Origin of the sequence: Saccharopolyspora taberi, assembly GCF_039534165.1 — a bacterium.
Lineage (GTDB): Bacteria > Actinomycetota > Actinomycetes > Mycobacteriales > Pseudonocardiaceae > Saccharopolyspora_D > Saccharopolyspora_D taberi.
The window spans coordinates 1-25270 of sequence record NZ_BAAAUX010000014.1; the positions used below are offsets into that span (position 1 = coordinate 1).

Below are 25270 nucleotides of genomic sequence, written 5' to 3' on the forward strand. Positions count from 1 at the left end.
GGCGTCGACGTCGAAGGCCCCTACAAGCCCGACCACTACCGCTACTGAACAGCGGAACCGCAACAACGGGCTTACCGGTGGTCGCCGTCCGGGCTCCGCGCCCGGGCGGCGGCCCCCGCCCCGGATCCGCACGCACCACCGTCAGCGGCCCGCCCCCGGTCCGCGGTGCGGCGCCGGTCCGCGGTGCACTTCTCCTCATCCCGCAACGGAAGTTCTGCCCGTCCGGACGAACGCCCGAGTCGCATCTCGCGGAATATCCCCTCTTCCAGGAGAAATCCGGTCCCCGTCCGCATCGGGCGGGTTCGCAGGCGTGGACCCAGCAGCCCAGGCTGCGGACGTGGCTGCGGTGACCGAAGTCGACAGAAGGAAAACCTGAGGCCGACATGAACACCATCGCACTCGAACTGGTTCCGCCCGACCTTGACGGCGGTGTGCAGAAGGCTGTTGCGGAAGGCCAGAAGGTCGCCGAGCTCAGCCGCTCTTCCGGGCTGGCCGGGCGGATCAGGCACGTGATGATCCCCGGCATCATCCAGGAGGACGGCGACCGCCCGGTCGACTTCCGGCCCAAGATGGACGTCGCCGACTTCTGGCGCACCATCCGCCCGGAACTCGACGGCGTGCGGGGCCTGTGCACGCAGGTCACCGCCTTCCACGACGAACAGCAGTTGGGCGAGCGGTTGCGCAATCTGCGCGACGCCGACATGGACGGCATCGCTTTCGTCGGCGTGCCGCGCAACATGACCGACGGTGAAGGTCCGGGCGTGGCCCCCACCGACGCCCTCACCAAGTTCCAGGACGTCGTCCCGCACCGCGGGTCGATCCTGATCCCGACGCGGGAAGGCGAACAGGGCCGGTTCGGGTTCAAGTGCGAACGCGGCGCCACCTACGGCATGACCCAGCTCCTGTTCTCCGACGCCATCGTCGGATTCCTCAAGGAATTCGCCCGCACCACCCCGCACCGCCCGGAGATCCTGCTGTCCTTCGGCTTCATCCCCGGGGTGGAGAGCAAGAAGAAGCTGATCCAGTGGCTGATCCAGGACCCCGGCAACGAGGCTGTGGCCGCTGAGCAGGAATTCGTCGCGCGCACTGCCGAACTCGGCTTCGAGCAGCGCAAGCAGGCGGTCGTGGACCTGTACAAGCGGGTCATCGACGGAGTCCACGGCCTCGGGTTCCCGCTGAGCGTCCACCTCGAAGCCCCTTATGGCTACAACGAACCGGCCTTCGAGACCTTCGCGGCCATGTTGGAGCACTGGGAGCCGAAGCCCTGACCCGAGAACCGCCGTCTCCGGACCGGAGGCGGCGGTTCGCTACGCCCCGCGCCGGATCCTGCCCGCGTAGCGGGCTTCGAGGACCTGGTTGTGCTCGTCGCCGCCGGGGATGTTGGCGGACAGGTACACCGGTGGGGTTTCGCCGTCGTCGAGCAACGCGCGCACGACCTCGGCGACGACCATCTGGGCCAGAAGTGCCGCGGTGATCGAGGAAACGCCGCACACCGCGCCACCGCCCGGCATCTCCAGCACCGCGTCGCCGTAGGGCGCGCCGTTGTCGAGCACGACGTCGGCGAAGTCGGACAGGCGCTTGCCCGACGGATGCCGGGAGTCGACATCGGCGGAGTGCTTCGCGGAGGTGATCGCGATGAGCGGATGCCCGTGCTTGCCGACCAGGTCGGCGAACTCCACGACAGCCCCGTTGACGCCGGAGTTCGACGCGATGACGAACACGTCGTTGTGCTGGACCGGTGCGAGTTCGTAGAGGCGGTGCGCGACGGCCGGATCCCGTTCCAGGTACGGGTCGTAGAGCACCTCCGGCGGTTGCCCGCCGTGGATCACCAGGTCGCGCAGCGCGATCATGTTGGTGGGCACGAGCCCTCCCGCCCGGCCCGCGATCTCCATCGCCAGCGCCTGGGAGTGCCCGGTGCCGAAGGCGTGCACGACACCGCCCGCGCGCAGCGCGCTCACCACCAGACCGGCGGCCCGGCGGACCGCCTCGGACTGGGTTTCGGCCGTGCGGTCGAAGATCTCCCTTGCCACGTCGGCGAATTCGCCGCTTCCCACTGCCATGTCGTCCTCTCCGGAGCCGGGCTGCCCTGCTCACCGTGACGTGCGCCGGATCGCGTCGCCACCCCGGCGCGGGACCTGTCCCTGATCGGAGCAGTCAGCCGATCGCGGCCGCGAGCGCGGCGATGTCGGCGGGCCGGACCCGGCAGCAGCCGCCGACGATCGAGGCGCCGGCGTCGACCCACCGCGCGGGCTCGCCGAACCGGGACGGCCCGGTCCACTGCCGCCGCCGCGCGTCCCAGGTCTCGCCGCTGTTGGGGTAGACGACCACGGGCTTGCCGGTGATCCGGCGAGCGAGGGCGATCGCGGGGCCGGCGTCGTCGGGGGAGCAGCAGTTGACGCCGACGGCGACGATGCCGTCGTGGTCCCTGGCGACCTCGAACGCCTCGGCCAGCGGTTGCCCGGCGCGGGTCCGGTCCCCGTCGACGGTGTAGGACAGCCACGCCGGGACGCCGATGCCGTCCAGGGCTTCGGCCAGCGCCACGCCCTCCTGCACGTCCGGCACGGTCTCCAGCGCGAGCAGGTCGGGTGCCGCCGCGGCGAGAACTTCCAGCCGCGGCCGGTGGAACCCGACCAGATCCGCGGTGGGCAGGCCGTACCGGCCCCGGTACTCCGAGCCGTCGGCGAGCATCGCGCCGTAGGGCCCGACCGAGGCCGCGATCCAGCGCGGCCGGTCCTGCGGCAGCCGGTCGCGCGCGGCTGCGGCGAGCTCGACGCTGCGGCGCATGAGCGCAGCTGCCTGGCCGCGGCCGATGCCGCGCGCGGCGAAGCCGGCGAAGCTGGCTTGGTAGCTCGCGGTCGTCGCGATGACCGCGCCGGCGCGGAAGAACGCCTCGTGCGCGGCGGTGATCTCGTCCGGCGCGTCGGTCAGCAGCCGGGCCGACCACAGATCGTCGGAGAGGTCGTGCCCCCGAGCTTCCAGCTCGGTGGCGAGACCACCGTCGAGCACCAAAGGCCCCGTTCCGAAGTCCACGGACCCAGCCTAGGACTTTCCCTCCGGAATCCGTCACCCGATACGGTGCACGCGGGTGTTCGCGAACGGAGGAGACATGGCGGATGTCGTGGCGGCGCTGCGGGCTGGGCTCGACGAGCAGCGCCTGCTGACCGATCCGGACTCGGTTGCCCGCTTCGCGCACGACGAGGCCGAGTGGGCTCCCTTCGGCAAGCCCGTGGCCGTGGTGCGGGCGACGAGCACCGAGGACGTCGTGACCGCGGTCCGGGCCTGCGCCGAGCACCGCGTCCCCGTCGTCGCGCGCGGGGCGGGCACCGGGTTGTCGGGCGGTGCCAACGCGATCGACGGGTGCGTGCTGATCTCGCTCGCGGACATGAACCGCGTGCTGGAGATCAACCCCCGGGAACAGCTCGCAGTCGTCCAGCCCGGCGTGGTCAACGACGACCTGCGGGCCGCCTGCCGGGAGCGGGGCGCCTGGTACCCGCCGGACCCGGCGAGCTCGCCGTGGTCGACCATCGGCGGCAACGTGGCCACCAACGCGGGCGGCGTGTGCTGCGTGAAGTACGGCGTGACCCGCGACTACGTCCTCGGCCTGGAGGCAGTCGTGGGCGACGGCGAGGTGGTCCGCCTCGGCAGGCGCACCGCCAAGGGCGTGGCCGGGTACGACCTGTGCGGGCTGTTCGTGGGCTCCGAGGGCACGCTCGGCGTCGTCACCGAGATCACCGTGAAGCTGCTGCCGGGCGTTCGCGCGCCCGAGCGGACCGTGGTCGGCTACTTCGACTCGCTGGTCCCGGCCGGGGAGGCGGTCGCGGCGGTCGCCGCCGCCGGGGTCGTGCCGTCCGCGCTGGAACTGCTCGACCGGCACTGCCTGAAGGCCGTCGACGACTGGAAGAACATGGGCCTCAGCGACGAGGCCGAGGTGCTGCTGCTCGGCCGCTCGGACGCCCCGGGGGCGGCAGGCGAGGAGGAGGTCGCCACGCTCGCGCGCTGCTTCGACGAGGCCGGTGCGACCTGGAGCGCGGTGTCGACCGACCAGCACGAGGCCGACGCCCTGTTCGCCGCCCGCAGGCTGGCCTACCCGGCGCTGGAGCGCCTGGGCCCGGTGCTGACCGAGGACGTGTGCGTGCCCCGGGCGGCGGTGCCGGAGATGCTGGCCAGGATCGAGGCGGCGGCGCGGCGGCACGACACCCTGATCGCCAACATCGCCCACGCCGGGGACGGCAACCTGCACCCGCTGATCATCACCGCCCCCGGCGACGACGCCGCCCGGCAGCGCGCGCAGCTGGCCTTCGACGACATCGTGGACGACGCGATCGCGCTCGGCGGCACGGTGACCGGCGAGCACGGGGTCGGGCTGCTCAAGCGCCGGGGCCTGCACGCCGAGCTCGGTCAGGCGGTCGTCGGCATGCACCACGCCGTCAAGAACGCGTTGGACCCGAAGGGGATCTTCAACCCGGGCAAGGTCTTCGGCGACCCCGGCCGGTGACGGAGCGCCCGGCGGCAGTTCACCGGATCGGGTGTCGCCGCGGGTGTCGCTCCGGATAACGTGTGCGCCCATGGCCCGAACTCGCTTGTACCGCAACGGAGTTCTCGAATCGGAAGACTTTCCCGTAGCGGATATATCGGACTACCTGGCTGACCCGGACACCACGGTGTGGCTGGACTTCTGCGGTCCCACCGCGGAGGACCTCGCCGCGATCAGCGAGGAGCTCGGACTGCACGCGCTCGCGGTGGAGGACGCGCTTTCCGAGTGCCAGCGCGCCAAGATCGACTGCTACGACAGCCACTCGTTCCTCACCGCGTACGCGGTACGGATGGCCGAGGGCTCCAGCAGGCTGGAGCGGTCGGAGGTCGCCGCGTTCATCACGAAGCAGGCGCTGGTGACGGTCCGCAAGGACGAGCACTTCGACATCGACGCGGTGGTCGCCCGGTGGGAATCTGCGGCGGATTCGGCCAAGAGCGGTGTCGCGTTCCTGCTGCACGGGCTGCTCGACTACATAGTGGACGGTCACTTCGACGCCGCGCAGGTGCTAGACGAGCGGATCGAGGAGCTGGAGGACCTGGTCTTCGACGACCAGCCCGACCACCCCAGCCTCCAGCGCCGTTCCCTGGACCTGCGCAAGAGCCTGGTGCACCTGCGCCGGGTGGTGGTGCCGATGCGCGAGGTGGTCAGCACCGTCATGCGGCACGACATGGGCCTGGTCGACGAGCCGATGCACCCCTACTACCAGGACGTCTACGACCACGTGCTGCGCGCCTCGGAGTGGACCGAGTCGCTGCGGGACCTGATCACGACGATCCGCGAGACCCAGCTCAACCTCCAGGGCTACCGGCTCAACACCATCATGAAGAAGGTGACCAGCTGGGCGGCGATCATCGCGGTCCCCACCGCGGTCACCGGGTTCTACGGCCAGAACGTGCCGTACCCGGGGTTCCAGGAGGTGTGGGGGTTCTGGGCGTCGGCGGCTGCGATCGTGGTGCTGTCGGTCGGTTTGTACGTGCTGTTCCGCAGGCGCGACTGGCTGTAGGGGCGTTCACGGCCCGGCGCGGCAGGGCCGTGACGCTCGGTCATCCGCCGAATCCCTTGAAGATGTTGGTGAACTCGAAGTCGCCCTGCTCGATGCTGCTGCACTCCGGTGAGACCGGGCCACCGGGGCAGCCCCCGTTGTCCCGCCCGGCCGACCAGAACGACAGCAGGCCGATCCGGTTGGCCCCGGCCCAGTCGACGAGCTGCCGGGCGTGGCTCTGGTCGAAGATCTTCCCGTTGTAGTTCCGGCCGATCATGGGCGTGATCCCGAGCTGGGCCTTCAGCTCCGCGTCACCGGCGTCCGGCCAGATCTGCTTCATCTGCCCGAGCGTGCTCTCCGCGGCGGCGATCACCGCGTCGCCCCACGGTCTGCCGGAGCCGAACTCCATCGCCATCGGGTTCACCAGCGGTGCGACCCCGTGCGCGGCGGCGCTTTGCAGGACCTGGACGGAGTAGGGGTCGAGCCCGGTGTCGTCGCTTTGCACCCGCAGCGTGTAGCCGACCTGGGTCTGCCGCTCGGCCTGGAGCTTGGCCAGCGCCTCGTTGACCATGTCCTGCGGGATCGACGCCTCGACGTCGATGTCGAGGTGGTTGGCGCCGACCGCGTCCAGAGTCTTCTTGTACGCGGCGAGGAGTTCGTCGGCGCTGCCGCAGGTGTTCTCCAGGTACGGCCCCAGCGCGCCGCCGCTGGCGACGATCACGTCACCGCCCATGGCGCGCAGCTGGTCGACCTGCTCGACGATCCTGGGGTCGTCGAGCGGGAGTTCCCCGCCCCACCTGGGATCGCAGCCTGCGCTGCTGCCCAGCACGAAGGCGAGCGTGAAGTGCTTCTGCCCGGTGGCCTCCGCGATCTGCGGGAGCGTGGGCGATTCGCGGGTGATGTCGACGTAGGGTGCGGTGCGGATTTCGGCCCGGGGCGCTTCGGCTTGGCGCGCTTCGGTTCTGGGCGCTTCGGTTCGGGGTGCGGCATCCGCCGCGACCACGGCCCACGGCAGCAGGGCGGCTGCCACCGCGGCGGTGAGCAGCTTGGCGAGGGTGCGCATCGGTGACTCCCGTTCTCGTCGGGCGGGCGACGATCAAACGCGGGAGAACGTATGTGGTCCAGACCACCTCGTCAACCGATCTGGGCCGTTCGGGGCAGGCGACACCTCCGGGCGCCCCCCGGTTGTCAGTGCTTGGCCAGCCGGAGCGCTTCCTGCTCGATGGTCGCTTCGTCGAGCAGCACGTGGTACGCGGCGTCCCCGAGCGGGATGAAGCTGTCCTCGCTCGTGACCCGTGCGGCCACACCGTCGAAACCGTTGTCGGCCAGCGCGGTGAGCACCGGTTCGGACACGCCTCCCGAGCGGCGGGTCTCGTCGACGACCAGGACCCGTCCGGTGGCGCGGGCCGAGGCGAGCAGGTCGGCGACCGGCAGCGGAGCGAGCCACCGCAGGTCGAGCACTCGGGCCGCGATCCCGTGCTCCCGCAGGCGCCGCGCGACCCGCAGGCTCATCGGCACGCCGTTGCCGAAGGTGACCAGGGTGAGATCGCGGCCGTCGCCATGCTCGCGCGCCCGCCCGATCGGAACGTGCCCCTCGCCGGGGGCGGGGTAGTCGGCGAGCCAGCCGCCGTCGCCGGACTCGTGCAGGTCGCGGGTGTGGTAAAGCGCGATCGGTTCCAGGAACAGGCACACCCGGCCGTCCTCGCGGGCTGCCGCGACGCAGGTGCGCAGCATCGCCGCGGCGTCGTCCGGGCGCGACGGGGACGCGACGACCACACCGGGCAGATCCCGCAGCGCCGCGACGCTGTTGTCGTTGTGGAAGTGCCCGCCGAAGCCCTTCTGGTAGCCGTAACCCGCGATGCGGACCACCATCGGGTTCGTGTACCGGCCGTCGGAGAAGAAGCTCAGCGTGGCGGCCTCGCCCCGGATCTGGTCCGCGGCGTTGTGCAGGTAGGCCAGGTACTGGATCTCCGGGATCGGCAGCAGGCCCGCCAGCCCCGCGCCGAGCGCGGTGCCGAGGATGCTCTGCTCGTCGAGCAGGGTGTCGAAAACCCTGGCACCGCCGAACTTCTTGCGCAGCCCGCGGGTCACGCCGTAGACGCCGCCCTTGCGCGCGACGTCCTCGCCGAAGACCACCGCACCGCTGTCCCGGGCCAGTTCTTCGGCGAGGGAGCGGTTGATCGCCTGCGCCAGCGTCAGCGGTCCCTCGGATTCGGGCGGCCGGGTGCCGAAGGCGTTCTCCCGGCGTTGCCGGTCGATCACGCCCGCCCGCCGCGCGACGGCCTCCGGCCGGTCCCGCGCGATGGCGGCCATCACCTCGTCGGCGTTGGCCAGCTTGCGGCGGCCGAGCGCCTCCTCGGCGATCCGGTCGACCTCCGCGCGCTTGGCCTCGTACCGGGAGATCACCTCGTCGGGCGTGAGAACTCCCCGCTCCACGAGGACTTTCGCCGTGGCCAGCAGCGGATCCCGGTCGTAGTCGGCGACGATCTCGGTGCGCGCGCGGTAGCCGGACTCCACATCGGACCCCGCGTGTCCCATCAGCCGCACGGTCCGCAGATGCAGGAAGGCCGGAGCGCGGTGCTGCCGCACCCAGTCGGCCGCCTCGCGGGCGATTTCCAGGCACCGCACCGGATCGGCACCGTCCGCGGCGAAGTAGCGCAGCCCCGGCCGGTTGCCGTAGGTGGTCTCGATCCAGCCCTGCGGGGTGCGGACGCTGATCCCGATCCCGTTGTCCTCGCACACCAGCAGCAACGGCATCGGGACGCCCTGGTGCGCGCAGTGCAGCGCGGAGTTGATCGCGCCGGTGGCGGTGGAGTGGTTGGCGGAGGCGTCGCCGAAGCTGCACACCACCACCGAATCCGGCGCCCACTCGTGGCGCACGCCGAGTTGCGCGGCCCGCTCGAGCGAGAACGCCAGCCCGACCGCTCGCGGCAGGTGCGAGGCGATCGTCGAGGTCTGCGGGATGATCCCGAGCTCGGCGTTGCCGAACACCTTGTGCCTGCCCGCCGAAATCGGTTCGTCGGCGGAGGCGACCACGCCGAGCAGGACGTCCCGCAACGGGTTCTGCCCGGGAACCTGCCGGGCGCGGTGCACGAAGAAACCACCGGAGCGGTAGTGCAGCAGCGCCGGATCGGACGGCCGCAGCGCCGCGGCGACGGCGGCGTTGGACTCGTGCCCGGACGAGCCGATGCTGTAGTAGCCCTGCTTGCGCGACCCCAGCCCGCGGGCGGCGAAGTCCAGGTGCCTGCTGCCCGCCTGCGAGTCGAACAGCGCCAGCAGCTCGTCCGCCCCGGCGGCGGTCGCGGCCGGACGCGGGGTCAGCGCCGCGACGGCGGCCGAGAAGTGCTCGTCGATGGGTTCGCGCTGGGTCATGCGCCCTCCGCTCGGATCGGTTCCCGCTCGACGCCGTGCCGGTCGTCGCCGTGCCAGCCCTCGGCCAGCGCCGCGCACGACCTGGTCAGGTACTCCAACGCGATCGGCAGCAGCGGGTTGGTGTTCTGCCTGCGGTGCAGCGCGCGCACCCGGCGCTGCGGCTGCCATCCGGCGATCCGCCGGACCTGGACGCCGCCGTCGCCGAACGCCAGCGCGGGCAGCACCGCCACGCCCAGCCCGCGGGCGACGAGGTCCCGGATGACCGAGTAGTCGTTGCTGCGGAAGATGATCCGGGGCACGAACCCGGCCGCGGCGGCGAGCCGGACCAGCGAGCGCGCGCCCGCGGTGTCCTGGCGGGTGCAGATCCACGCCTCGTCGGCCAGCGCGCGCAGGTCGACCGCATCGGCCGCGGCCAGCGGATGCGAGCCCGGCAGCGCCAGCCGCAGCGGCTCGGCCATCAGCTCGGTCGCGCACAGCTCGACCGGCCACTGCCGCGGGTCCAGGTCGTACTCGAAGACCACGGCCGCGTCGACGACGCCGTCGAGCACCCCGCTGATGACCTCGTCGGGCTCGCCCTCGTCGAGCTGCACCTCGGCGTTGGGCCGCTGCGCGACGACGGCGGCGAGCACGTCCGGCAGCACCATGGCGTTGGCGGTGGCGAAGCTGGCCAGCCGCAGGCTGCCCTCGTCGCCGACGACCATCGCGCGCACCTCCCGTTCCAGGGAGTCCAGCGCGCCGAGCGCGTCCCGGCTGCGTTCCGCGAGCCGGATCGCCAGCCCGGTGCTGCGGGCGCTGCGCGCGGACCGCTCGAACAGCGGCGCGCCGATGGCGCGTTCGAGCAGCACCATCTGCTGCGACACCGCGGAAGCGGTGTAGCCGAGCACCCGGCCGGCCTCGGCGAACGACCCGGTGCGCACGCACTCCTGGAGCGTTCGCAAGTGGATCGGATTGAGCATGACGATCCTCAGCGCGCTTTCCGTGGTCGGCTCGGGCGGGATGCGATGTGGTTGTTCATGCGGTGACGGCCTCGGGCTCGGCTTCGCGGTGGGGGAGCCGGCCGCGCAGGCGCATCGCCGTGCGCACGCGCTCGCGCGCGAGGTCCAGCGCCGCCTCGTGCGGCAGGGTGTCCTGCTTGCGGGCGGTGTCGAGCACCAGGACGGTGTTGTCGCGGGAGCGCTGGGCCACCGCTCGCAGGATCGCCTCCGGCTCCGGGCGGAAGGCGGACCGCCGGGCGTCCATGGCGAACCCCGCGGCGATCGCGCCTCCGGCGTTGGCGATGAAGTCCGGGACCACGGTGACTCCCCGCGCGGCGAGCAGCGCCCGCGCCCCTGGCGTCGTCGGCAGGTTCGCGCCCTCCACGACGAGCCCGGCGCGGATCCCGGCGGCCACCGGCTCGTCGATGACGTCCTGCCCCGCGGCCGGGACCAGCACGTCGCAGTCGACCAGGAGCTCCTGGCCGCGCGGGAGGCGCTTGGCCGCGGGCGCGGTGTCCACGCAGGCGTCGCCGAGGTCGGCCCGCGCCGCGAGCCAGTAGCCGACGTCGAGCCCGTCCGGGTCGTGCACCGTTCCGTCCACAGTGGAGATCGCGACCACCCGGGCGCCCAGCTCGTGCAGCCTGCGCGCCGCCGCCGCACCCACCGCGCCGAAGCCCTGCAACGCCACCCGCGCGCCGGCGATCCCGCGCCCCTGGTGCCCGAGCGCGGCGTCGACGGCCTCGGCCACGCCGTGCCCGGTCACCCCGAGCTGGTCGTAGGGAACCCCGCCCAGCGATTCCGGCACCCCGACGGCGGCGCCGCGGTCACCGAGCTCGTCCTGGATGATCGCGGCGTCGTTCTCGGTCATTCCCATGTCCAGCCCGGCGACGTAGCTGGCCGGGATCTGGTCGGCCAGCTTGCGCGCGAAGGCCCGCACGATCCGCTCCTTGTCCGGCGAGTTCGGGTCGGCGTTGATGCCGGCCTTGGCTCCGCCGTGGAACAGGTCCACCGCCGCCCACTTCCACGTCATGACCCTGGCCAGCCGCGCGATCTCGGTGACGGTCACCGACGGGCTCATCCGGGTGCCGCCCTTCCCGGTACCGCGTGCGGTGTTGTCGATGACCAGCACGCCGCGCATGCCGGTCCGGGCGTCGGAGACGCAGACGACCTTCTCCGGACCCCATTCGTCGATCTCCTGCAACAGATCACGCACTGCTGTGGCTCCTTAGTGGCGCGACGCCCGGAGCGGGGCGTCGCGGTGGGCGGACGGGAAACGCTGGAGTTCAGACGCGGTTGTGCTCGGGGCGGATCGCGGCGCCGTCGAACCGGCGCGCGTCCAGCCCGGCGACGTCGACCACCGGCTCGCGGCCGAGCACCAGGTCGCGCACGACCTCGCCGACGGCCGGGCCCTGCAGGAACCCGTGGCCGGAGAAGCCGGTCGCGTACAGGAAGCGGCCCACCTCGGGGGATTCCCCGATCAGGGCGTTGTGGTCCGGGGTGACCTCGTAGAGCCCGGCCCAGCGGTGCGCGACGCCCACTTCGGACAGCGCGGGCGCGCGGGCGAGCAGGGCCTCGGAGAGCCGGGGCAGCCAGCTGTCGTCGGTGCCGAGCTCGAACCCGTACTCCTGATCGGGGTCGGACATGCCGATCAGCAGCCCGGGCCCCTCGTCGTGGAAGTAGAAGCTGGTCGAGAAGTCGATGGTGAAGGGCATCTTCGGCGGCAGCCCGGGCACCGGCTCGGTGACCAGGATCTGGCGCCGCAGCGGGCGGACCGGGAGCTCCACCCCGGCCATCCGGCCAACGGCCGCCGACCACGCCCCGGCCGCGCAGACCACTGTGGACGTCGCGGTCGAACCGCGATCGGTGCGCACCGAGGTGATCTCGCCGCCGGAGACCTCGATGCCGGTCACCTCGCAGTGCCGCTCGATCACCGCCCCGTGCCGCCGCGCGCCCGCGGCGTAGCCCTGGACCACGGCCTCGGGCGTGCAGTGCCCGTCGGTGGGGGAGAACGCGGCGGCGAGCAGCCCGTCCTCGACGACGTACGGGGACAGCTCGCACGCCTCGCGCACCGTCAGCATCCGGCTCGGGACCCCGAACTCGTTCTGCAGCCGCACGCCGCGCTCGAACGCGGCGACGTCCTCGGCGTCCGAGAGCAGGAACAGGTATCCGTGCTGCTTGAGGTCGATCTCGCCACCGGGCCTGCGGGCGAAGTCCTCGAAGGACCGCAGGCTGCGCAGGCCGAGTTCGATGTTGACCGGGTCGGAGAACTGCGCGCGGACCCCGCCCGCGGCCTTGCTGGTGCTGCCGGCTGCCAGTTCGTCGCGTTCCAGCAGCAGGACGTCGGCACCGGCCTCGGCGAGGTGGAAGGCAGCGCTCGCGCCCACCACCCCGCCGCCGATCACGACGACCTCCGCCCGCGGCGGAAGAGTCATGCGCCACCCCCGAGCTCCGGGGGCAGCCGGTAGTCCAGCTCCGGCTCGACGGTGTCGACGTCCATCTGGGCCTTCTGCAGCTTGCCGGAGAAGTCCCAGTTCAGCGACTGCCAGCGGGTGAACTGGTCGAGCACCCAGATGCCGGACTGGCGGCTGCCGTTGCCGGACCGGCCGTTGCCGCCGAAGGGCAGGTGCGCCTCGGCGCCGGAGGTGGAGTTGTTGACGCTGACCATGCCCGCGCCGATGCCCTGGCGGAACCGGAACGCGGTCGCCGGGTCGGTGGTGTAGACGGCCGCCGACAGCCCGTAGCCGGGCGCGTTGCCCAGCTCGATCGCCTCGTCGAGGGTGTCGAAGGTGCTGACGCCGACGATCGGCCCGAAGGTCTCCTGCCGGAACACGTGGTCGTCCGGGCGCAGCCCGTCCAGCAGCACCGGGTGGTAGTACAGGCCGGTCGACGGGTCGCCCTGGAAACCCTTGCGCGGCGCGGACTCGCTGATCCGGCCGACCGCGTCCGAACCGAGCACCCGGTGGTGGTCGGCGATGGTCTCCAGCACGGACTCGAAGCCGTCGGCGAACTTCTGGTCCAGCAGCGGCCCGTAGAGGACCTCGCCGGTCGGGTCCCCGATCGCGGCCGAGCGCAGTGCGCCGTCGAGCCGGGAGACGAACTCGTCGTGCACGTCGCGGTGCACGATCAGGTTGCCCAGCGAGGTGCAGCGCTGGCCCGCGGTGCCCCAGCCGGAGAACAGCGCGCCCTCCACCGCTAGGTCCAGGTTCGCGTCCGGGGCGACGACCATCGGGTTCTTGCCGCCCAGCTCCAGGCAGGGGCTCTGCAGGTGCCTGCCGCAGAGCTCGCCGACCCGGGTGCCGACCGCGCTGGAGCCGGTGAACCCGACCTTGTTGACGGTGCCCGCCTCCAGCGCCGCCTCCAGGCCCGCGAAGGTCGACTCGCCGTCGGCGTAGACCAGGTTGAGCACGCCCTTGGGCACCCCGGCGCGCCACGCCAGCTCGGCGACCGCCCTGGCCGACGCGGCGGCGTACTCGGCGGGCTTCCACACCACCGCGTTGCCGCACAGCAGCGCGGGCACCAGGTACCAGGACGGCACCGCCACCGGGAAGTTGCCCGCGGTGATCACCGCGGCCACGCCCACCGGGACGCGGAAGGTGAACAGCTGCTTGTCGGGCATCTCCGAGGGCACCGTCTGGCCGTAGAGCCTGCGGCCCTCGCCGAGGAAGAAGTCGCAGGTGTCGACGATCTCCTGCACCTCGCCCAGCGCCTCGGCGTAGGGCTTGCCGATCTCGCGGGTGACCAGCTTGGCCAGCGACTCCTTGTTGGCCTCCACGAGCCGCCCGAGGCCCGCGACGACCCGCCCGCGCACCGGCGCGGGCACCTGCGCCCACTCGCGCTGCGCGCGCTGGGCGTTCTCCGCCGCGATGCGCAGCGCGTCCGGACCGCCGAGCCGGACCCGCGCCACCACGTCGTCGAGGTTCGACGGGTTGCGCGAGAGGTACTCGGTGCCGCCGCCGTCCACGGCCTTGTCCTCCGGGCCGAGCACGGAACTCAACGTCGACTCCACCGAAAACCCACCTCTTCCTGATCGCTGGTCGCAGCCGGGCACCGCCCGGTGGGGCCACCGTAATGCCGCACCGGCCGATTTCCCGAGAATCAGAAGAGTGATTTCTCCTCGAACTGAGAGCCAGTTCAGCTTTCGCTCGGAGCTGTTCGGGCGAAGGTGGCGGTGTTCGGGGCTAGGTGGCGGGCGATGATCAGGACACGGGGGCGGGGTCGGCAGAATGCGGCGCCGTACGGAAGCTCGGTCTGGTCCCCCTGAATCCGCGAGTGAAGGATCGTGACCACGGCCAAAGCGGTGAACACGGAAGGCGGGTCAGCGGGTGGCTGTTGAGGAGAACGCGGTCCCGGTCCGGTTGGCCCGGCCTGCGCCGGTGGTGTTCGCTGCGGGCGCGGCGGTGGGTCTGCTGGGCGGCATGATCGGCTTGGGCGGGGCGGAGTTCCGGCTGCCGCTGTTGATCGGCCTGTTCGGGTTCGCCGCCCTCTCGGCGGTCATCCTGAACAAGGCGATGAGCCTGGTCGTGGTCCTCACCGCGCTGCCCGCCCGGCTGGCCACCGTGACCGCCGCCGAGCTGGGCTCCCACTGGGCGGTCGCGGTCAATTGCTCGCCGGTAGCCTGCTCGGAGCCTGGGCCGGCGCGGCCTGGGCGGTGCGGATGCGCACCGCCACCCTCTACAAGGTCCTCGCCGCCCTGATGGTCCTCATGGCCGCCGCGCTGGTCCTGACCCACGTGACCAGCCTGGGCGTGCTCGACCTGCCACCCGCTCTCCAGGCCGTCATCGGGGTCGCCGCCGGGTTCGGCATCGGCGTCGTCGCCGCGATCATGGGCGTTGCCGGCGGCGAGCTGCTGATCCCGACGATCGTGCTGCTCTACGACGTCGACATCAAAACCGCCGGCAGCCTCTCGTTGCTGGTCTCCCTGCCCACCATGCTCGTCGCCTTCGCTCGCTACAGCCGCGACAACAGCTTCAGCGTCCTGCGGCACAACCTGCGCTTCGCCACCGTCATGGTCACCGGTTCCATCACCGGTGCCCTGCTCGGCGGCCTGCTCCTGGGCGTAATCCCCGACCTGGTCCTCATCCCCACGCTGGCCGCGGTGCTGCTGATCTCAGCGATCAAACTCGCCCGCCACAACCGACCGCCCCACGAATCCGCCAACTAGATCCGAACAACTCCACCACCGCGCGTTCGGACCTACCTGGCGGACACCTGATCAGCAACGCCACCGCCCGCCATGTACAGGCGGAAGGGACACTCGGAGTGGATCTCTACCGGCGCGCCCGCAGGTGTGGCAGCGTGCTGCGTAGGTGGGCGTGCGCGGTGACGGAGGTGCGGATGCGCGTGTGGAGTGACGACGAGGTGGCCGCGGCGCTGGACTTCGACACCGCGATCGCGTCGCAGCGGGTCGCGTTCGAGTCGTTGGGACGCGGCGATGCGCAGCTGGCCGAGAAGGTCGCGATCCGCACGGGAAGCGACACGACCCTGAGCTACCTCAGCCGCCTGTCCCCGGCCCACGGCGCGGTCGCGAAGCTCGTCGCGGTCCATCCCGGCAACGCCGACGCCGGCCTTCCGGCTGTCTCCGCGACGGTCCTGGTGCTCGACGCCCGGACCGGCCGCCCCACGGCGATCATGGCCGCCACCGCGCTCACCGAGATCCGCACCGCCGCCGCGAGCGCGGTCGCGGCGGACGCGCTCGCGCTGGCGACGGCCGACGAGCTCGCGGTGATCGGCTCCGGCGTGCAGGCGCGGGCGCACGTCCGCGCGATCGCGCGGGTGCGAACGCTGCGCGAGGTGCGGATGTTCAGCCGCGATCCCGAGCGTCGCGAAGCAGCGGCGGCGGAACTGTCGGCGGAGCTGGGGCTGCCGGTGCGGGCGGTGAGCAGCGCGGCGGAAGCCGTGCGCTCGGCGCCGGTCGTGGTGACCTGCACGCTGTCGGCGGAGCCGGTCGTGGCGACCGGGGAGCTGGCCGCGGGAGCGGCGGTGATCAGCGTCGGGAGCTTCGAGCACCATCGGCGCGAGGTGGACGCCGAGCTCGTGCGGCGGGCGGCGGTCGTCGTCGACGAGGTCGGCACGGCCGCGGCGCACGCGGGCCCGATCGCCCACGCGCTGGAACGCGGCGACCTCCGGCGCGAGGATCTGCGCTCGCTGGGCGAGGTTCTGACCGGGCGAGTGCCCGGTCGGGCGGACGACGCGGAGCTGGTGTTCTTCAACAGCGTCGGGCTCGGCGTACAGGATGCCGCCGCGGCGCACGCCGTTCTCGGCACGCTGTGAACACCACCGCACGAGGAGGAACGTTGGGATTCGCCGATCGCCTGCGCACGGCGCTGGAGCCCGGGTGGGCGGACTTCCCGGGCCGGGCCGGCTTCGCGGCCTGGGACCTGGAGGAGCGCGAGCCGGTGCTGTTCGGCGCCGAGCGGGTCGTGCACCCGGCCAGCACGATCAAGGTCCTGATCATGCTGGCGGCGCTGCGGGAGGTGCAGGAGGGCAGGCTCGCGCTGGACGCCGAGGTCGAGCTGCCCGCCGACCGGGTCGGCGGATCGGGCGTGCTCAAGGAGCTGCCGAGCGTGCGGCAGATGTCCCTGGTCGACCTGATCACGCTCATGATCGTGATCAGCGACAACGCCGCGACCAACGCCGTGGTCGAAGCAGTCGGCTTCGCCGCGATCAACGACCGCGCCGCCGAGTTCGGCTGTCAGGGCACCCAGGTCCAGCGGCTGCTGATGCGGGTCGAGGACCCCGGCACCAACACCACCTGCGCCCTGGACCAGGCCCGGATCCTGGACCGGCTGGCCACCGGAGCGGCGCTGTCGCCGGAGCTGACGCGGCACGCGCTGGGCGTCCTGGCCCGCCAGCAGGTCCGCGACCGGCTGCCCGCTCAGCTGCCGGACGGCGCGCGCTGCTGGAACAAGACCGGCGAGCTGTCCGACGTCCGCCACGACGTGGCGCTCATCGGCGACGACCGGCCGCGCGCGGTGGTGGCGGTGCTGGTCGACGAACTCGCCCTGGCCGCGCCGCGGGTGTGCGCGCGGATCGCCGAGCTCGGGCTCAGGGTGTTCCAGTCGTTGGGCTGACCTCGACCGACACCGAGTACGAGCGCGACTCGCCCGGTTCCAGCACCGGCAGCTCTCCCTCGGCGCGGGCCGCTCCGCGACCGGCGATCACCCGGCAGTTGGCGGGTTCGACGCCCAGCACGTAGCTGCCCGCGCCGAGCATCTTCCACTGGAACAGCCCGGGAAGCTGCCTGGTGTCGAAGCGGATTCCCAGCGCCAGCCCCAGCTCCGGGTTCTCCAGCCGCACTTCGACCGGGCCCGCCTCGGCGAAGTCGTGCCGGAACACCTGCTCGGCGAAGCCCGGATCCGGTTCGGTGAAGCGGTCCCAGAAGTCCAGGCCCCGTTCGGCGTCGGCGTCCCTGGCCACCGGGCGGCTGCCCGGAACGCGCAGGACGGCGGCGGGCGAGACCAGCGGCCATCCGAGGTTCATGTGGTACAGCAGCATGTGCGGCTGCGACTGGAAACCGTCGTTGGTGACGGTGTCGGTCACGGTGATCGCGCGGGAACCGATCCCGGACGCGATCGTGCGGTCCAGCACCAGGTTCTCGCCGAACAGCCGGGTCTGCCGCAGCCTGCCGGTGACCTCCAGCCTGCCGTCGGCGACCGCGTTCACCTGCTGGGCGGGAGTGCTGCTGGCCCGGCCGTGCAGCCCGAAGTCCTGACCGCCGTCGGTGCTCGGGGCGCCGAACTGGTCGAGCCCGCAGGTGGTGAGCAGGCCACCCCCGAAGGTGCGCTGCCAGCCCGCTCCGGCGTGCTCGGCGTGGCCGGGCGCGACGTGCCCTGCGGGCGAGATCCAGGCCAACGGCACACCGCGGAAGCTCGCGGCACCCAGGTCGAGCCCGCGGTCGGGCAGCACGTCGAAGACCAGGCCGGAACCGGTCCGCACCTGGAAGCGCCGGGCGCCCCGCGCGAGTCCGTCCTCCTCGCAGAACCGGTCGATCCCGGCGACCTGCGCGAGGGATCCGACGCGCTGCCGGAGCTGGCCGGGAGTCAGTTCGTCCAGGAACCACACGTCGTCCGGGAACCACACGCCGCCGATCATGCCATCGCCGCTCAGCCGCCGTGCACGATCGTCCCGTCGATCACGGTGAGCTCGGCCCGGCAGTCGCCGATCTCCTCCGGAGGCGCGGCGAACGGGTCGCGGTCGAGCACCACCAGATCGGCGGCCTTGCCCACCTCGACGGTGCCGATCTCGTCGTCGAGGTGGTGCACCCACGCGCTGCCCGCGGTGTAGGCGGCGAGCGCGTCCACGAGGTCCAGCCGCTGCTCGGGGATGAACGGCTCGTCCTCATCGGACTCGCGCCGGTTGACCGCGGCGTGCACGGCCCGCATCGGCGCGGCGTCCGACACCGGCCAGTCGCTGCCCGCCGCCAGGACCGCGCCCGCCGCGCGCAGCGAGCGGAACGGGTACTGCCAGCTCGCCCGGCGGTGGCCCAGGTGCGGCACGGTCAGGTCGGTCATGGCCGGATCGTTGACCGCCCACAGCGCCTGGACGTTGGCCGCCACCCCCAGCTCGTGGAACCTCGGCACGTCGCTGGGCTGCACGACCTGCACGTGCGCGATCTGGTGCCTGCGGTCGTTCATCCCGTTGCGGGCCCGGGCCGCGCCGACGGCGTCCAGGGCGTCGCGGATCGCGCGGTCGCCGACCGCGTGGAAGTGCAGCTGGAACCCGGCCGCGTCCAGTTCCGGGACCACCTCGAGCAGCCGCTCCCGCTCCACGTAGGACAGCCCGCTGCCGTGCTCTCCCAGGTACGGCAGCACCATCGCGGCGGTGAAGTTCTCGCACACGCCGTCCTGCATGATCTTGACCGCGTCCGCGCGGAACCGGTCGCCGCGCGCCAGCTCGCGGCGGCGGACCAGCTCGGGCAGCTGCGCCCGGTCGCGGTCGCGGTCCCACCACAGGGCGCCGGTGACCCGGCTGGTGAGCACCCCGCGCCGGTCCAGGTCGAGGTAGGCGGGCAGCGGGTCGGCGTAGCCGAGGTAGGGACCCAGGATCGCGTCGTGCCAGCTGGTCACGCCGAGCGACTGGAGGTGGCGCTGGCCTTCGAGCAGCCCGTCCCGGTACTGCTGCGCGGAAGCGGGCGGAACGATCCGGGCGACCAGTGCGGTCGCACCCTCGTGCAGCGTCCCGGCCGGACCACCGCGCGAATCGCGCTCGATGCGCCCGTCCGGCGGATCGGGGGTGTCGCGGTCGATCCCGGCCAGCCGCAGCGCGGCGCTGTTCACCCACGCCCCGTGGTGATCGCGGTTGACCAGGTACGCCGGACGGTCGCCGGTCACGGCGTCGAGCGCTTCCCGCGTCGGCGTGCCGTGCGGGAACTGGGCCATGTCCCAGCCGCCGCCGAGCACCCAGTCCGACGCCGCGCAGGACGCGGCGTGCTCACCGATCCGGGCCAGGCAGTCCTGCGCGTCGGTGCAGCCGGTCAGGTCGCAGCGCAAGCGCAGCAGACCGCCGTAGAGCGGGTGCACGTGCGCGTCGTGGAAACCGGGGAGCAGCAGCCTGCCGCGCAGGTCCACGACCTCGGTGGCCCTCTTGGTCACCGCGCGCACGGCAGGGCCGCCGACCGCCACGATCCGGCCCGCCCGCACCGCCACCGCGTCGGTGAACGACCGGGCGGCGTCCATTGTGGCCACCGGCCCGCCCACGAAGGCCAGCTCGGCCACCGCGTTCGGCATTTCGGCCTCCCGTCCGCCCCGTCCAGTGTGGCGCGGACCGGCCGATCAGGCCCGCTGCTCTCCGGTGATCAGCGAGACCGCCAGCTCCCGGGTCCGCTCGTCGACCTCGGGCAGCCGGAACCCGGTGCCGCGGATGTGCGCGACCAGCTCGGCGTCCGGCGCCACCCCGTGCGTGCGCAGGTAGTAACCGGTGGCACCCGGCCAGATCCAGCTGCCGTCGGTGTGGAAGGTCAGCGGCACCGACGGCGGGCGCTGCGGATCGATCCGGTCGGTGTCGTAGCTGCGCGCGGAGAGCACGATCGGCGCGCGCTCCAGGTACTCCACGACGAGGTCGCGGTCCTCCGGGCTGACCGCGGGGCGTTCGGTGATCGGACGGCCGTCGCCGTCGAAGACCTCCGCGGTGCGCAGCGCGGGCGCGGCACCGGTACCGCCGAGCCAGGCGGGTGTGTTGGCGGCCGCGCGCGGGTAGCGGCGCAGCTCCTCGGCGTAGGCGCCGGCCGGGGGAGTGGTGCGCCAGTTGGGTTCGTGGTCGCCGTTGAAGTCGACGCTGTAGCTGCCGGGGCGCTGCAACCGGTACAGCGCGCTGACCCAGGTGCCGCGCTCGGGCTGGTACATCCCGTGGCGCAGCTGGGCGAACAGCTCCTCCGCGTCGGACGGGGCGGCGATCGGCACCACGGTTCCGTTGGGGGCGAGCAGCTGCGCGGCGAGCTCACCGTGCGGGCCGACCGCGCGGTACTCGACGGTCGCCTCCTGCCACCCAGGCGGGAGAGCGCGCACGATGACTCTGCCGATCTCCTGGATGAGCTGCTGCTGCGCGGCCTCATCCAGCGCGCCCGGTGGGTTCTGGGCACCCGGCGGGGTCTGGGGTCCCGGTTGGCTCATGCCTGCATCCTTCCAGCCGGACAGGGATCACGGGGCCCGTTCGCGAACTCCCGTCCTGCCTCCTGCGCCGCCCCGCGCCGCGGTCCCAAGTCCGCCCCCGGGTCGGCAAGTCCTCATCATCGCGGCCGCACTACTGCCGCGTACGGAAGCTTAAGGCCCCGAGCGAGTGACAGTTGAGGGCCAGTTGGCCGAGTCCGGCGCGCCGTCGACTCCGCAGGTCACGGCCGTGCGAACGGTTTCCGCTGTGGTTGTCGTGTGAATTCCGGATGACGTCGCCTAATGTCCGATAGAACGATTGTTGACAATAAATCTGACCGGGGTTTAGCTTCGTCCCATCGCCAACTCCTGACGCGGAGGTGACCATGCAGCTCCACGAGAACGGCCACCCGCGTCCGCTTCGTTGGTTGTCTTCTTCCTCGCTCTGGCTGCGACATTCGTGACGCTCACCGCCGGTCCCCGGCGGTGAGATACCCACGACGCAGCGCGTGCGGCCGGCGCGGTTCCCGAACCGCCGGCCCGGTACACGTCCCCATCCATCCGTAACTCAGCGGGCGCCCACCCCCGGGCGCCCGGGGTCATGCACTGCGATTTGGGAGGAGGTTCGGCTGGTGGCACTCGTCGACTGCGCCCCGCTGATGAAGGTGACCTGGACCGACCCGGTGACGGGCAAGCACGGTTACCTCGTCGTGCACAGCCTGGTGTCCGGCCTCGCCACCGGCGGGACCAGGATGCGGGCCGGCTGCACCATGTCGGAGGTCGAGGACCTGGCCCGCGGCATGGCGCGCAAGACCGCCGTGTTCAACCTGCCGGTCGGTGGCGCCAAGGGCGGCATCGACTGCGATCCGAAGGACCCGCGGGCCCGCGGTGTCCTGCGGCGCTTCGTGGAGGCGATGCGCCCGTGGATCGACGCGCACTGGGTGACCGCCGAGGACCTCGGCGTCCCGCAGCACCTGATCGACGAGGTCTTCGCCGAGGCGGGCCTCCAGCAGTCCTACCACGCCGCGATCCGCCGGGCGCCCGACGTCGGCCACACGCTGCGCCGCATCCGCGCGGGCCTGAACGCCCCCGTCCCCGGCGGGCTGCTGCTCGGGGACGTGGTCGGCGGCTACGGCGTCGCGCAGAGCTGCCTCGCCGTGGTGCACGCCAGGAACTGGGAGCACGGGCGGACCCGGGTGGCGGTCCAGGGCGTGGGCACCATGGGCGGCGGAGCCGCGTGGTACCTGCACGAGGCCGGGCTCAAGGTGGTCGCGGTCGCCGACGCCGCCGGAGCGCTCTACCACCCGGACGGCCTGGACATCCCCGAACTGCTGGACCTGCGGGACGAGTTCGGCGAGATCGACCGCACCCGCGTCCCGGACGACGTGCGGCGGCTGTCCCGCGACGCCGTCCTCTCGGCCGACGTCGACGTGCTGATCCCGGCCGCGGTGTCCTACGCGATCACCCCGCGCGAGGTGCCCGACGTGCGCGCGAAGGTGATCATCGAGGCGGCCAACACCCCGGTCACCGCCGAGGCCGAGCACCTGCTGGCCGCCAGGGGGATCCCGGTCGTCCCGGACTTCGTGGCCAACTCCGGCGCGGTCGCGTGGGCGTGGTGGCTGCTGCTGGGCCGGGTCGACGCGGACCCGGTGCTGTCGTTCAGCGTGCTCCGCGAGGAGATGCTCGCCAAGATCCCGCCGCTGCTCGCGGCGTGGGACGCCGACGGCACGACGCCGCGCGCCGCGGCGCTGGAACTGGCCGACTGGCAGACCGAGCAGAATCGGGTGGCCGAGGCCGAGGGAAGGCTGCTGGTCAGCATTCCCTGAGCAATTCCGGACGCACCGATATCGGGTGGTGGCGATGCGCCGGGCCGATGTCTCCCGGCGCATCGATCCGCTTCCCGGTGATGTCGATCGGAAATCCTCCGGCGTTACACCTCTCGGTGCCGGCCACGACTTCGGGTGATGAGTGAGTGACAACCCGCTCGCGGAGTGCTAGCGTAGCCGTAGTTGCAGTTTTGGTTCCCAGAAGTACTTGAAAGTGCCTGCGAAACTAATGTGACGCGGGCACTTTGTTGTGCCGGAGGCCGTTCGGCCCGGGTGATCATCTCGGCGACTTGGGGTCTACGAAGTGTTGGCCCTGGCCATTAGAAGTAGGAGACAGAGAATGGCTACCGGTACCGTCAAGTGGTTCAACGCTGAAAAGGGTTTCGGCTTCATCACCCCCGACGGGGGCGGAGCCGACGTGTTCGCTCACTACTCGGCGATTGACGCCACCGGTTTCCGCACGCTGGACGAGAACCAGCGGGTGGAGTTCGAGATCGCCCAGGGCCCGAAGGGGCCGCAGGCGGCGCAGATCCGCACCATCTGAGTTCGCCTGACAGCACGCGAAGGCAGGCCCGCACCGCTCCGGTGCGGGCCTGTCTTCGCGTCGGGGCCGCGTCCCGTGATCACTACATCGGGTGAACTTCATCCAGGGGTCCGGGCGTGGCGCCGGTAGGCTCCCTGGTTGCTGTCGTCGATGGATGTCCGAGGTCATAGTGCCCCTGCGTGTGTTCGTGGCCGGAGCCACCGGTGTCGTCGGAAGAACCCTGCTGCCGCGGCTGCGGGAGCGGGGGCACCACGTGACCGCGCTGGTGCGCCAGGACGGCAGGCTCGAGGGAGGCGACCTGGTCGACGCGGTCGCGGTCGCGGACATCATGGATCCCCGCAAGCTGCGCCAGGTCGTCCAGGACGCCACCCCGGACGTGGTGGTCGGGCAGGTCACGGCGTTCCGCCACCCGGACCTCGACGTGGCGCTGCACCGCACCTCCCGGCTGCGTGAGACGGGCACGAAGAACCTGGTCAACGCGGCGGTCTCGGCCGGCGCGGGACGCATCATCACGCAGAGCGCGGCCACCGCGTACAGCCCCAGCGGGCACGACGTGCTCGACGAGGACGCCCCGCTGTGGACCGACGCGCCGGGCCGGTGGGGCGAGGCGGTCCGCGCGGTCGCCGCGATGGAGGAGGCGGTGCTGACCTGCCCGCGGATCGACGGCGTGGCGCTGCGCTATGGCGCGCTCTACGGACCCCGGACGTGGTACGCCCCGGGCGGGGTGATCCACGAGCGGGTGCGCGGCAGCGCGTTGCCGTTGGTCGGCGAGGGAGTGGGGCTGACGTCGTTCACCCACACCGAGGACGCTGCCAGCGCGGTCATCGAGGTGCTGACCGGAGGTGACCCGGGCGCGTACAACGTGGTCGACAACGAGCCCGCGGAGAGCACGGAGTGGCTGCCGGCCTACGCCCGGATCGTCGGCGGGCCGACCCCGGTGTCGCTGACGCTGGAACAGGCGAAGGCGCAGCTGGACTGGCTCACCGTGCACCAGCTCACCGAGCAGCGCGGGGCGACGAACTTCCGGCTCCGGGAAACGCTGGGCTGGCGGCCGACCTGGCCGAGCTGGCGGGAGGGTTTCGCCACGCTCTGCGGTCTCTGGCCGGGATGACGGCGGAAATCTGGGAAATGTTGGTTGGTGACCGCAACGGTTGCGGCCGGTATGCGCGGGCCGGGCAATTCGGCGCGGTTCGAAAAGCCGCTCGGCGCAAGAGTTGAACAGGATCTTTCGCGTTTTTTGATGGCGCGTGTCCGCGTTGTTGCTCACCGGAACGGGTCTGTGGTTTCCATAGGCCGATCGGGTGATTTCGGTAATGGTCGCCGTTCCCGTGGGCAACTCCGGGTGATGTCCGGTTTCGAATAGTCAGTTCTCCCGCCGGAACAGGGCATCGGCCAGTCGGCGGTTGCGGTCGTGGTGGCAGAGGACGTCGGTGCTGTCGACGTACTGGTCCGTTCCGCCGACGAGTGGCAAATCTCGCACGGACGGGTTGGTGATGCTTTCCCGCAGGGCATGCGCGAAACGCTCGGCGCGCAGGACGCGGAACGGCCGGGCGTGGTACGGCCGGGTGCGCGGGTCGACGTCCGGGGTGATCCCGAGCGCGTTGTGCATAGCGGCGACGGCTTCGTAGACCGCGGCGAGGTGCTCCTCCCGTTCGCGCCAGCCGGTCGCGGCCACGGCCGCGGTCATGATCGGAGTCAGCGTCGGCGCGCAGGGGAGCCGGGCGAACGCGCTGCCGAGCCACTTGCCGTACGGCGGGTACCGGCGGGACATGAGCAGGCACAGGCGCATCAGGTCGCGCACCAGCCGGGCGGCGACGACGGCCGAGCCGAGCTCGTCGCCGACTTCGCCGCAGCGTCCGGTGAACGCCTCCTCCTGGCTGATCCGCTGCCACTGGCACGCGAGGACGTAGCGCCACAGGTCGCCGGGGTACCAGGACAGGCGCCGGCGGACCTCGGTGAGCGTGCCCGGGCCGTCGTGGAAGACCGCGCCCGCCGTGATCTCCGCCAGGGTCTGGGTCGGGGTCGCGAGCCAGTCGAAAGCGGTGATCTCCGCGAGCGGGTCGAACCCGAGGTGGCGCTGGAGCCAGTCGCCGAGTTCGGCGACCACGACGCCGTGCCGCGGGCGGCCCTCGGTGCGGCGCATCCGCAGAGCGCCGTCCTCGCCGAAAGGCTCCATGTTCGTGGGGCAGCCGAGGAAGACCGGAGGCAGGCGGTCGGCGAGCAGGTCCGTGATCGCGGCCCGGCGGTCCGCGTCGTCGGGGTGCAGGAACAGTTGCAGACGAGGGCCCCAGTTGTGGTCGGTGGACCTGGGGGTGTCGAACCCGAGCACCTCCGAGCCGCCGCCGATCAGCGCCGCCGCATGCGCGACATCCGGCAGCACCGGCCGGACGGCTTCCCAGTAGAACCGGCGGGCGAGCTCCGCGCCGGGTACGAAGTCGTTCTGCATCCCGGAGAT

Annotated in this window: 22 protein-coding genes; 10 read left to right on the forward strand and 12 right to left on the reverse strand. The window is 72.0% G+C overall.

The window, feature by feature from the left end; translation table 11 throughout:
- Positions 1 to 383 precede the first annotated feature (383 nt).
- The gene (locus ABD691_RS14090) at positions 384 to 1268 is read left to right on the forward strand and encodes a mycobacterial-type methylenetetrahydrofolate reductase (protein ID WP_344680110.1); all 885 of its coding nucleotides are present in this window, start codon (positions 384 to 386) and stop codon (positions 1266 to 1268) included.
- Between the two features lie 39 nt (positions 1269 to 1307).
- Here ABD691_RS14090 and ABD691_RS14095 read toward each other — a convergent pair whose 3' ends face one another.
- Positions 1308 to 2060: a sugar isomerase domain-containing protein gene (locus tag ABD691_RS14095; RefSeq protein ID WP_344680111.1), complete on the reverse strand. Its 753-nt coding sequence runs from the start codon at positions 2058 to 2060 to the stop codon at positions 1308 to 1310.
- A 94-nt stretch (positions 2061 to 2154) separates the two neighbouring features.
- Positions 2155 to 3030, reverse strand: coding sequence for a homocysteine S-methyltransferase (gene mmuM, locus ABD691_RS14100; RefSeq protein WP_344680112.1), 876 nt, complete (start codon positions 3028 to 3030; stop codon positions 2155 to 2157).
- 76 nt (positions 3031 to 3106) lie between these two features.
- On the opposite strand from mmuM, the gene ABD691_RS14105 reads away from it, so the two are divergent.
- Positions 3107 to 4495 carry an FAD-binding oxidoreductase gene (locus ABD691_RS14105; RefSeq protein ID WP_344680113.1) on the forward strand — a complete coding sequence of 463 codons (1389 nt, stop codon included), beginning with the start codon at positions 3107 to 3109 and terminating at the stop codon, positions 4493 to 4495.
- 70 nt (positions 4496 to 4565) lie between these two features.
- Complete coding sequence (locus tag ABD691_RS14110) at positions 4566 to 5537, forward strand: magnesium transporter CorA family protein (RefSeq protein ID WP_344680114.1); 972 nt, start codon at positions 4566 to 4568, stop codon at positions 5535 to 5537.
- A 40-nt stretch (positions 5538 to 5577) separates the two neighbouring features.
- On the opposite strand, the gene ABD691_RS14115 is transcribed toward ABD691_RS14110, so the two are convergent.
- The 6 genes from ABD691_RS14115 to ABD691_RS14140 all read right to left on the reverse strand — a co-directional run bounded on the left by ABD691_RS14115 (position 5578) and on the right by ABD691_RS14140 (position 13868).
- Entirely contained in the window at positions 5578 to 6579 is a 1002-nt protein-coding gene (locus ABD691_RS14115) for a chitinase (RefSeq protein ID WP_344680115.1), read from the reverse strand.
- A 125-nt stretch (positions 6580 to 6704) separates the two neighbouring features.
- A complete protein-coding gene (locus ABD691_RS14120) occupies positions 6705 to 8888 on the reverse strand; it encodes a thiamine pyrophosphate-dependent enzyme (RefSeq protein WP_344680116.1) in 2184 nt (727 codons plus the stop codon).
- Positions 8885 to 9844 carry a LysR family transcriptional regulator gene (locus ABD691_RS14125; RefSeq protein WP_344680117.1) on the reverse strand — a complete coding sequence of 320 codons (960 nt, stop codon included), beginning with the start codon at positions 9842 to 9844 and terminating at the stop codon, positions 8885 to 8887. The genes ABD691_RS14120 and ABD691_RS14125 overlap by 4 nt, the downstream gene beginning before the upstream one ends.
- Before the next feature lie 55 nt (positions 9845 to 9899).
- A complete protein-coding gene (locus ABD691_RS14130; protein ID WP_344680118.1) occupies positions 9900 to 11075 on the reverse strand; it encodes a Glu/Leu/Phe/Val family dehydrogenase in 1176 nt (391 codons plus the stop codon).
- Positions 11076 to 11145: 70 nt separating this feature from the next.
- On the reverse strand, positions 11146 to 12294 hold the full coding sequence (locus tag ABD691_RS14135; protein ID WP_344680119.1) for an NAD(P)/FAD-dependent oxidoreductase: 1149 nt from the start codon (positions 12292 to 12294) through the stop codon (positions 11146 to 11148).
- A complete protein-coding gene (locus tag ABD691_RS14140) occupies positions 12291 to 13868 on the reverse strand; it encodes an aldehyde dehydrogenase family protein (RefSeq protein ID WP_344680120.1) in 1578 nt (525 codons plus the stop codon). Before ABD691_RS14140 ends, ABD691_RS14135 begins: the two co-directional genes overlap by 4 nt.
- Before the next feature lie 316 nt (positions 13869 to 14184).
- Here ABD691_RS14140 and ABD691_RS14145 point away from each other — a divergent pair, with 316 nt between their 5' ends.
- From ABD691_RS14145 to ABD691_RS14160, 4 genes are all read left to right on the forward strand, one after another.
- Complete coding sequence (locus ABD691_RS14145; RefSeq protein ID WP_344680121.1) at positions 14185 to 14556, forward strand: hypothetical protein; 372 nt, start codon at positions 14185 to 14187, stop codon at positions 14554 to 14556.
- Complete coding sequence (locus ABD691_RS14150; RefSeq protein WP_344680122.1) at positions 14463 to 15023, forward strand: TSUP family transporter; 561 nt, start codon at positions 14463 to 14465, stop codon at positions 15021 to 15023. The genes ABD691_RS14145 and ABD691_RS14150 overlap by 94 nt, the downstream gene beginning before the upstream one ends.
- 173 nt (positions 15024 to 15196) lie before the next feature.
- On the forward strand, positions 15197 to 16132 hold the full coding sequence (locus ABD691_RS14155; protein WP_344680123.1) for an ornithine cyclodeaminase family protein: 936 nt from the start codon (positions 15197 to 15199) through the stop codon (positions 16130 to 16132).
- A 23-nt stretch (positions 16133 to 16155) separates the two neighbouring features.
- The gene (locus tag ABD691_RS14160; protein WP_344680124.1) at positions 16156 to 16932 is read left to right on the forward strand and encodes a serine hydrolase; all 777 of its coding nucleotides are present in this window, start codon (positions 16156 to 16158) and stop codon (positions 16930 to 16932) included.
- Here ABD691_RS14160 and ABD691_RS14165 read toward each other — a convergent pair.
- Genes ABD691_RS14165 through ABD691_RS14175 form a run of 3 tightly spaced genes read right to left on the reverse strand, consistent with a single transcriptional unit; the run spans position 16907 to position 20469 of the window.
- Entirely contained in the window at positions 16907 to 17941 is a 1035-nt protein-coding gene (locus tag ABD691_RS14165; protein ID WP_344680125.1) for an aldose 1-epimerase family protein, read from the reverse strand. The genes ABD691_RS14160 and ABD691_RS14165 overlap by 26 nt on opposite strands.
- A gap of 23 nt (positions 17942 to 17964) precedes the next feature.
- Entirely contained in the window at positions 17965 to 19587 is a 1623-nt protein-coding gene (locus ABD691_RS14170; protein ID WP_344680126.1) for an amidohydrolase, read from the reverse strand.
- A 45-nt stretch (positions 19588 to 19632) separates the two neighbouring features.
- Complete coding sequence (locus ABD691_RS14175; protein WP_344680127.1) at positions 19633 to 20469, reverse strand: hypothetical protein; 837 nt, start codon at positions 20467 to 20469, stop codon at positions 19633 to 19635.
- 635 nt (positions 20470 to 21104) lie between these two features.
- On the opposite strand from ABD691_RS14175, the gene ABD691_RS14180 reads away from it, so the two are divergent.
- The 3 genes from ABD691_RS14180 (at position 21105) to ABD691_RS14190 (ending at position 23926) form a co-directional block, all read left to right on the forward strand.
- Positions 21105 to 22271, forward strand: a complete 1167-nt coding sequence (locus ABD691_RS14180) for a Glu/Leu/Phe/Val family dehydrogenase (protein WP_344681270.1) — start codon at positions 21105 to 21107, stop codon at positions 22269 to 22271.
- A gap of 340 nt (positions 22272 to 22611) precedes the next feature.
- Positions 22612 to 22815 carry a cold-shock protein gene (locus tag ABD691_RS14185; protein ID WP_009947882.1) on the forward strand — a complete coding sequence of 68 codons (204 nt, stop codon included), beginning with the start codon at positions 22612 to 22614 and terminating at the stop codon, positions 22813 to 22815.
- A gap of 154 nt (positions 22816 to 22969) precedes the next feature.
- Positions 22970 to 23926, forward strand: a complete 957-nt coding sequence (locus ABD691_RS14190; RefSeq protein WP_344680129.1) for an NAD-dependent epimerase/dehydratase family protein — start codon at positions 22970 to 22972, stop codon at positions 23924 to 23926.
- Positions 23927 to 24178: 252 nt separating this feature from the next.
- Here ABD691_RS14190 and ABD691_RS14195 read toward each other — a convergent pair whose 3' ends face one another.
- On the reverse strand, positions 24179 to 25261 hold the full coding sequence (locus ABD691_RS14195; RefSeq protein ID WP_344680130.1) for a DUF4037 domain-containing protein: 1083 nt from the start codon (positions 25259 to 25261) through the stop codon (positions 24179 to 24181).
- Positions 25262 to 25270 lie beyond the last annotated feature (9 nt).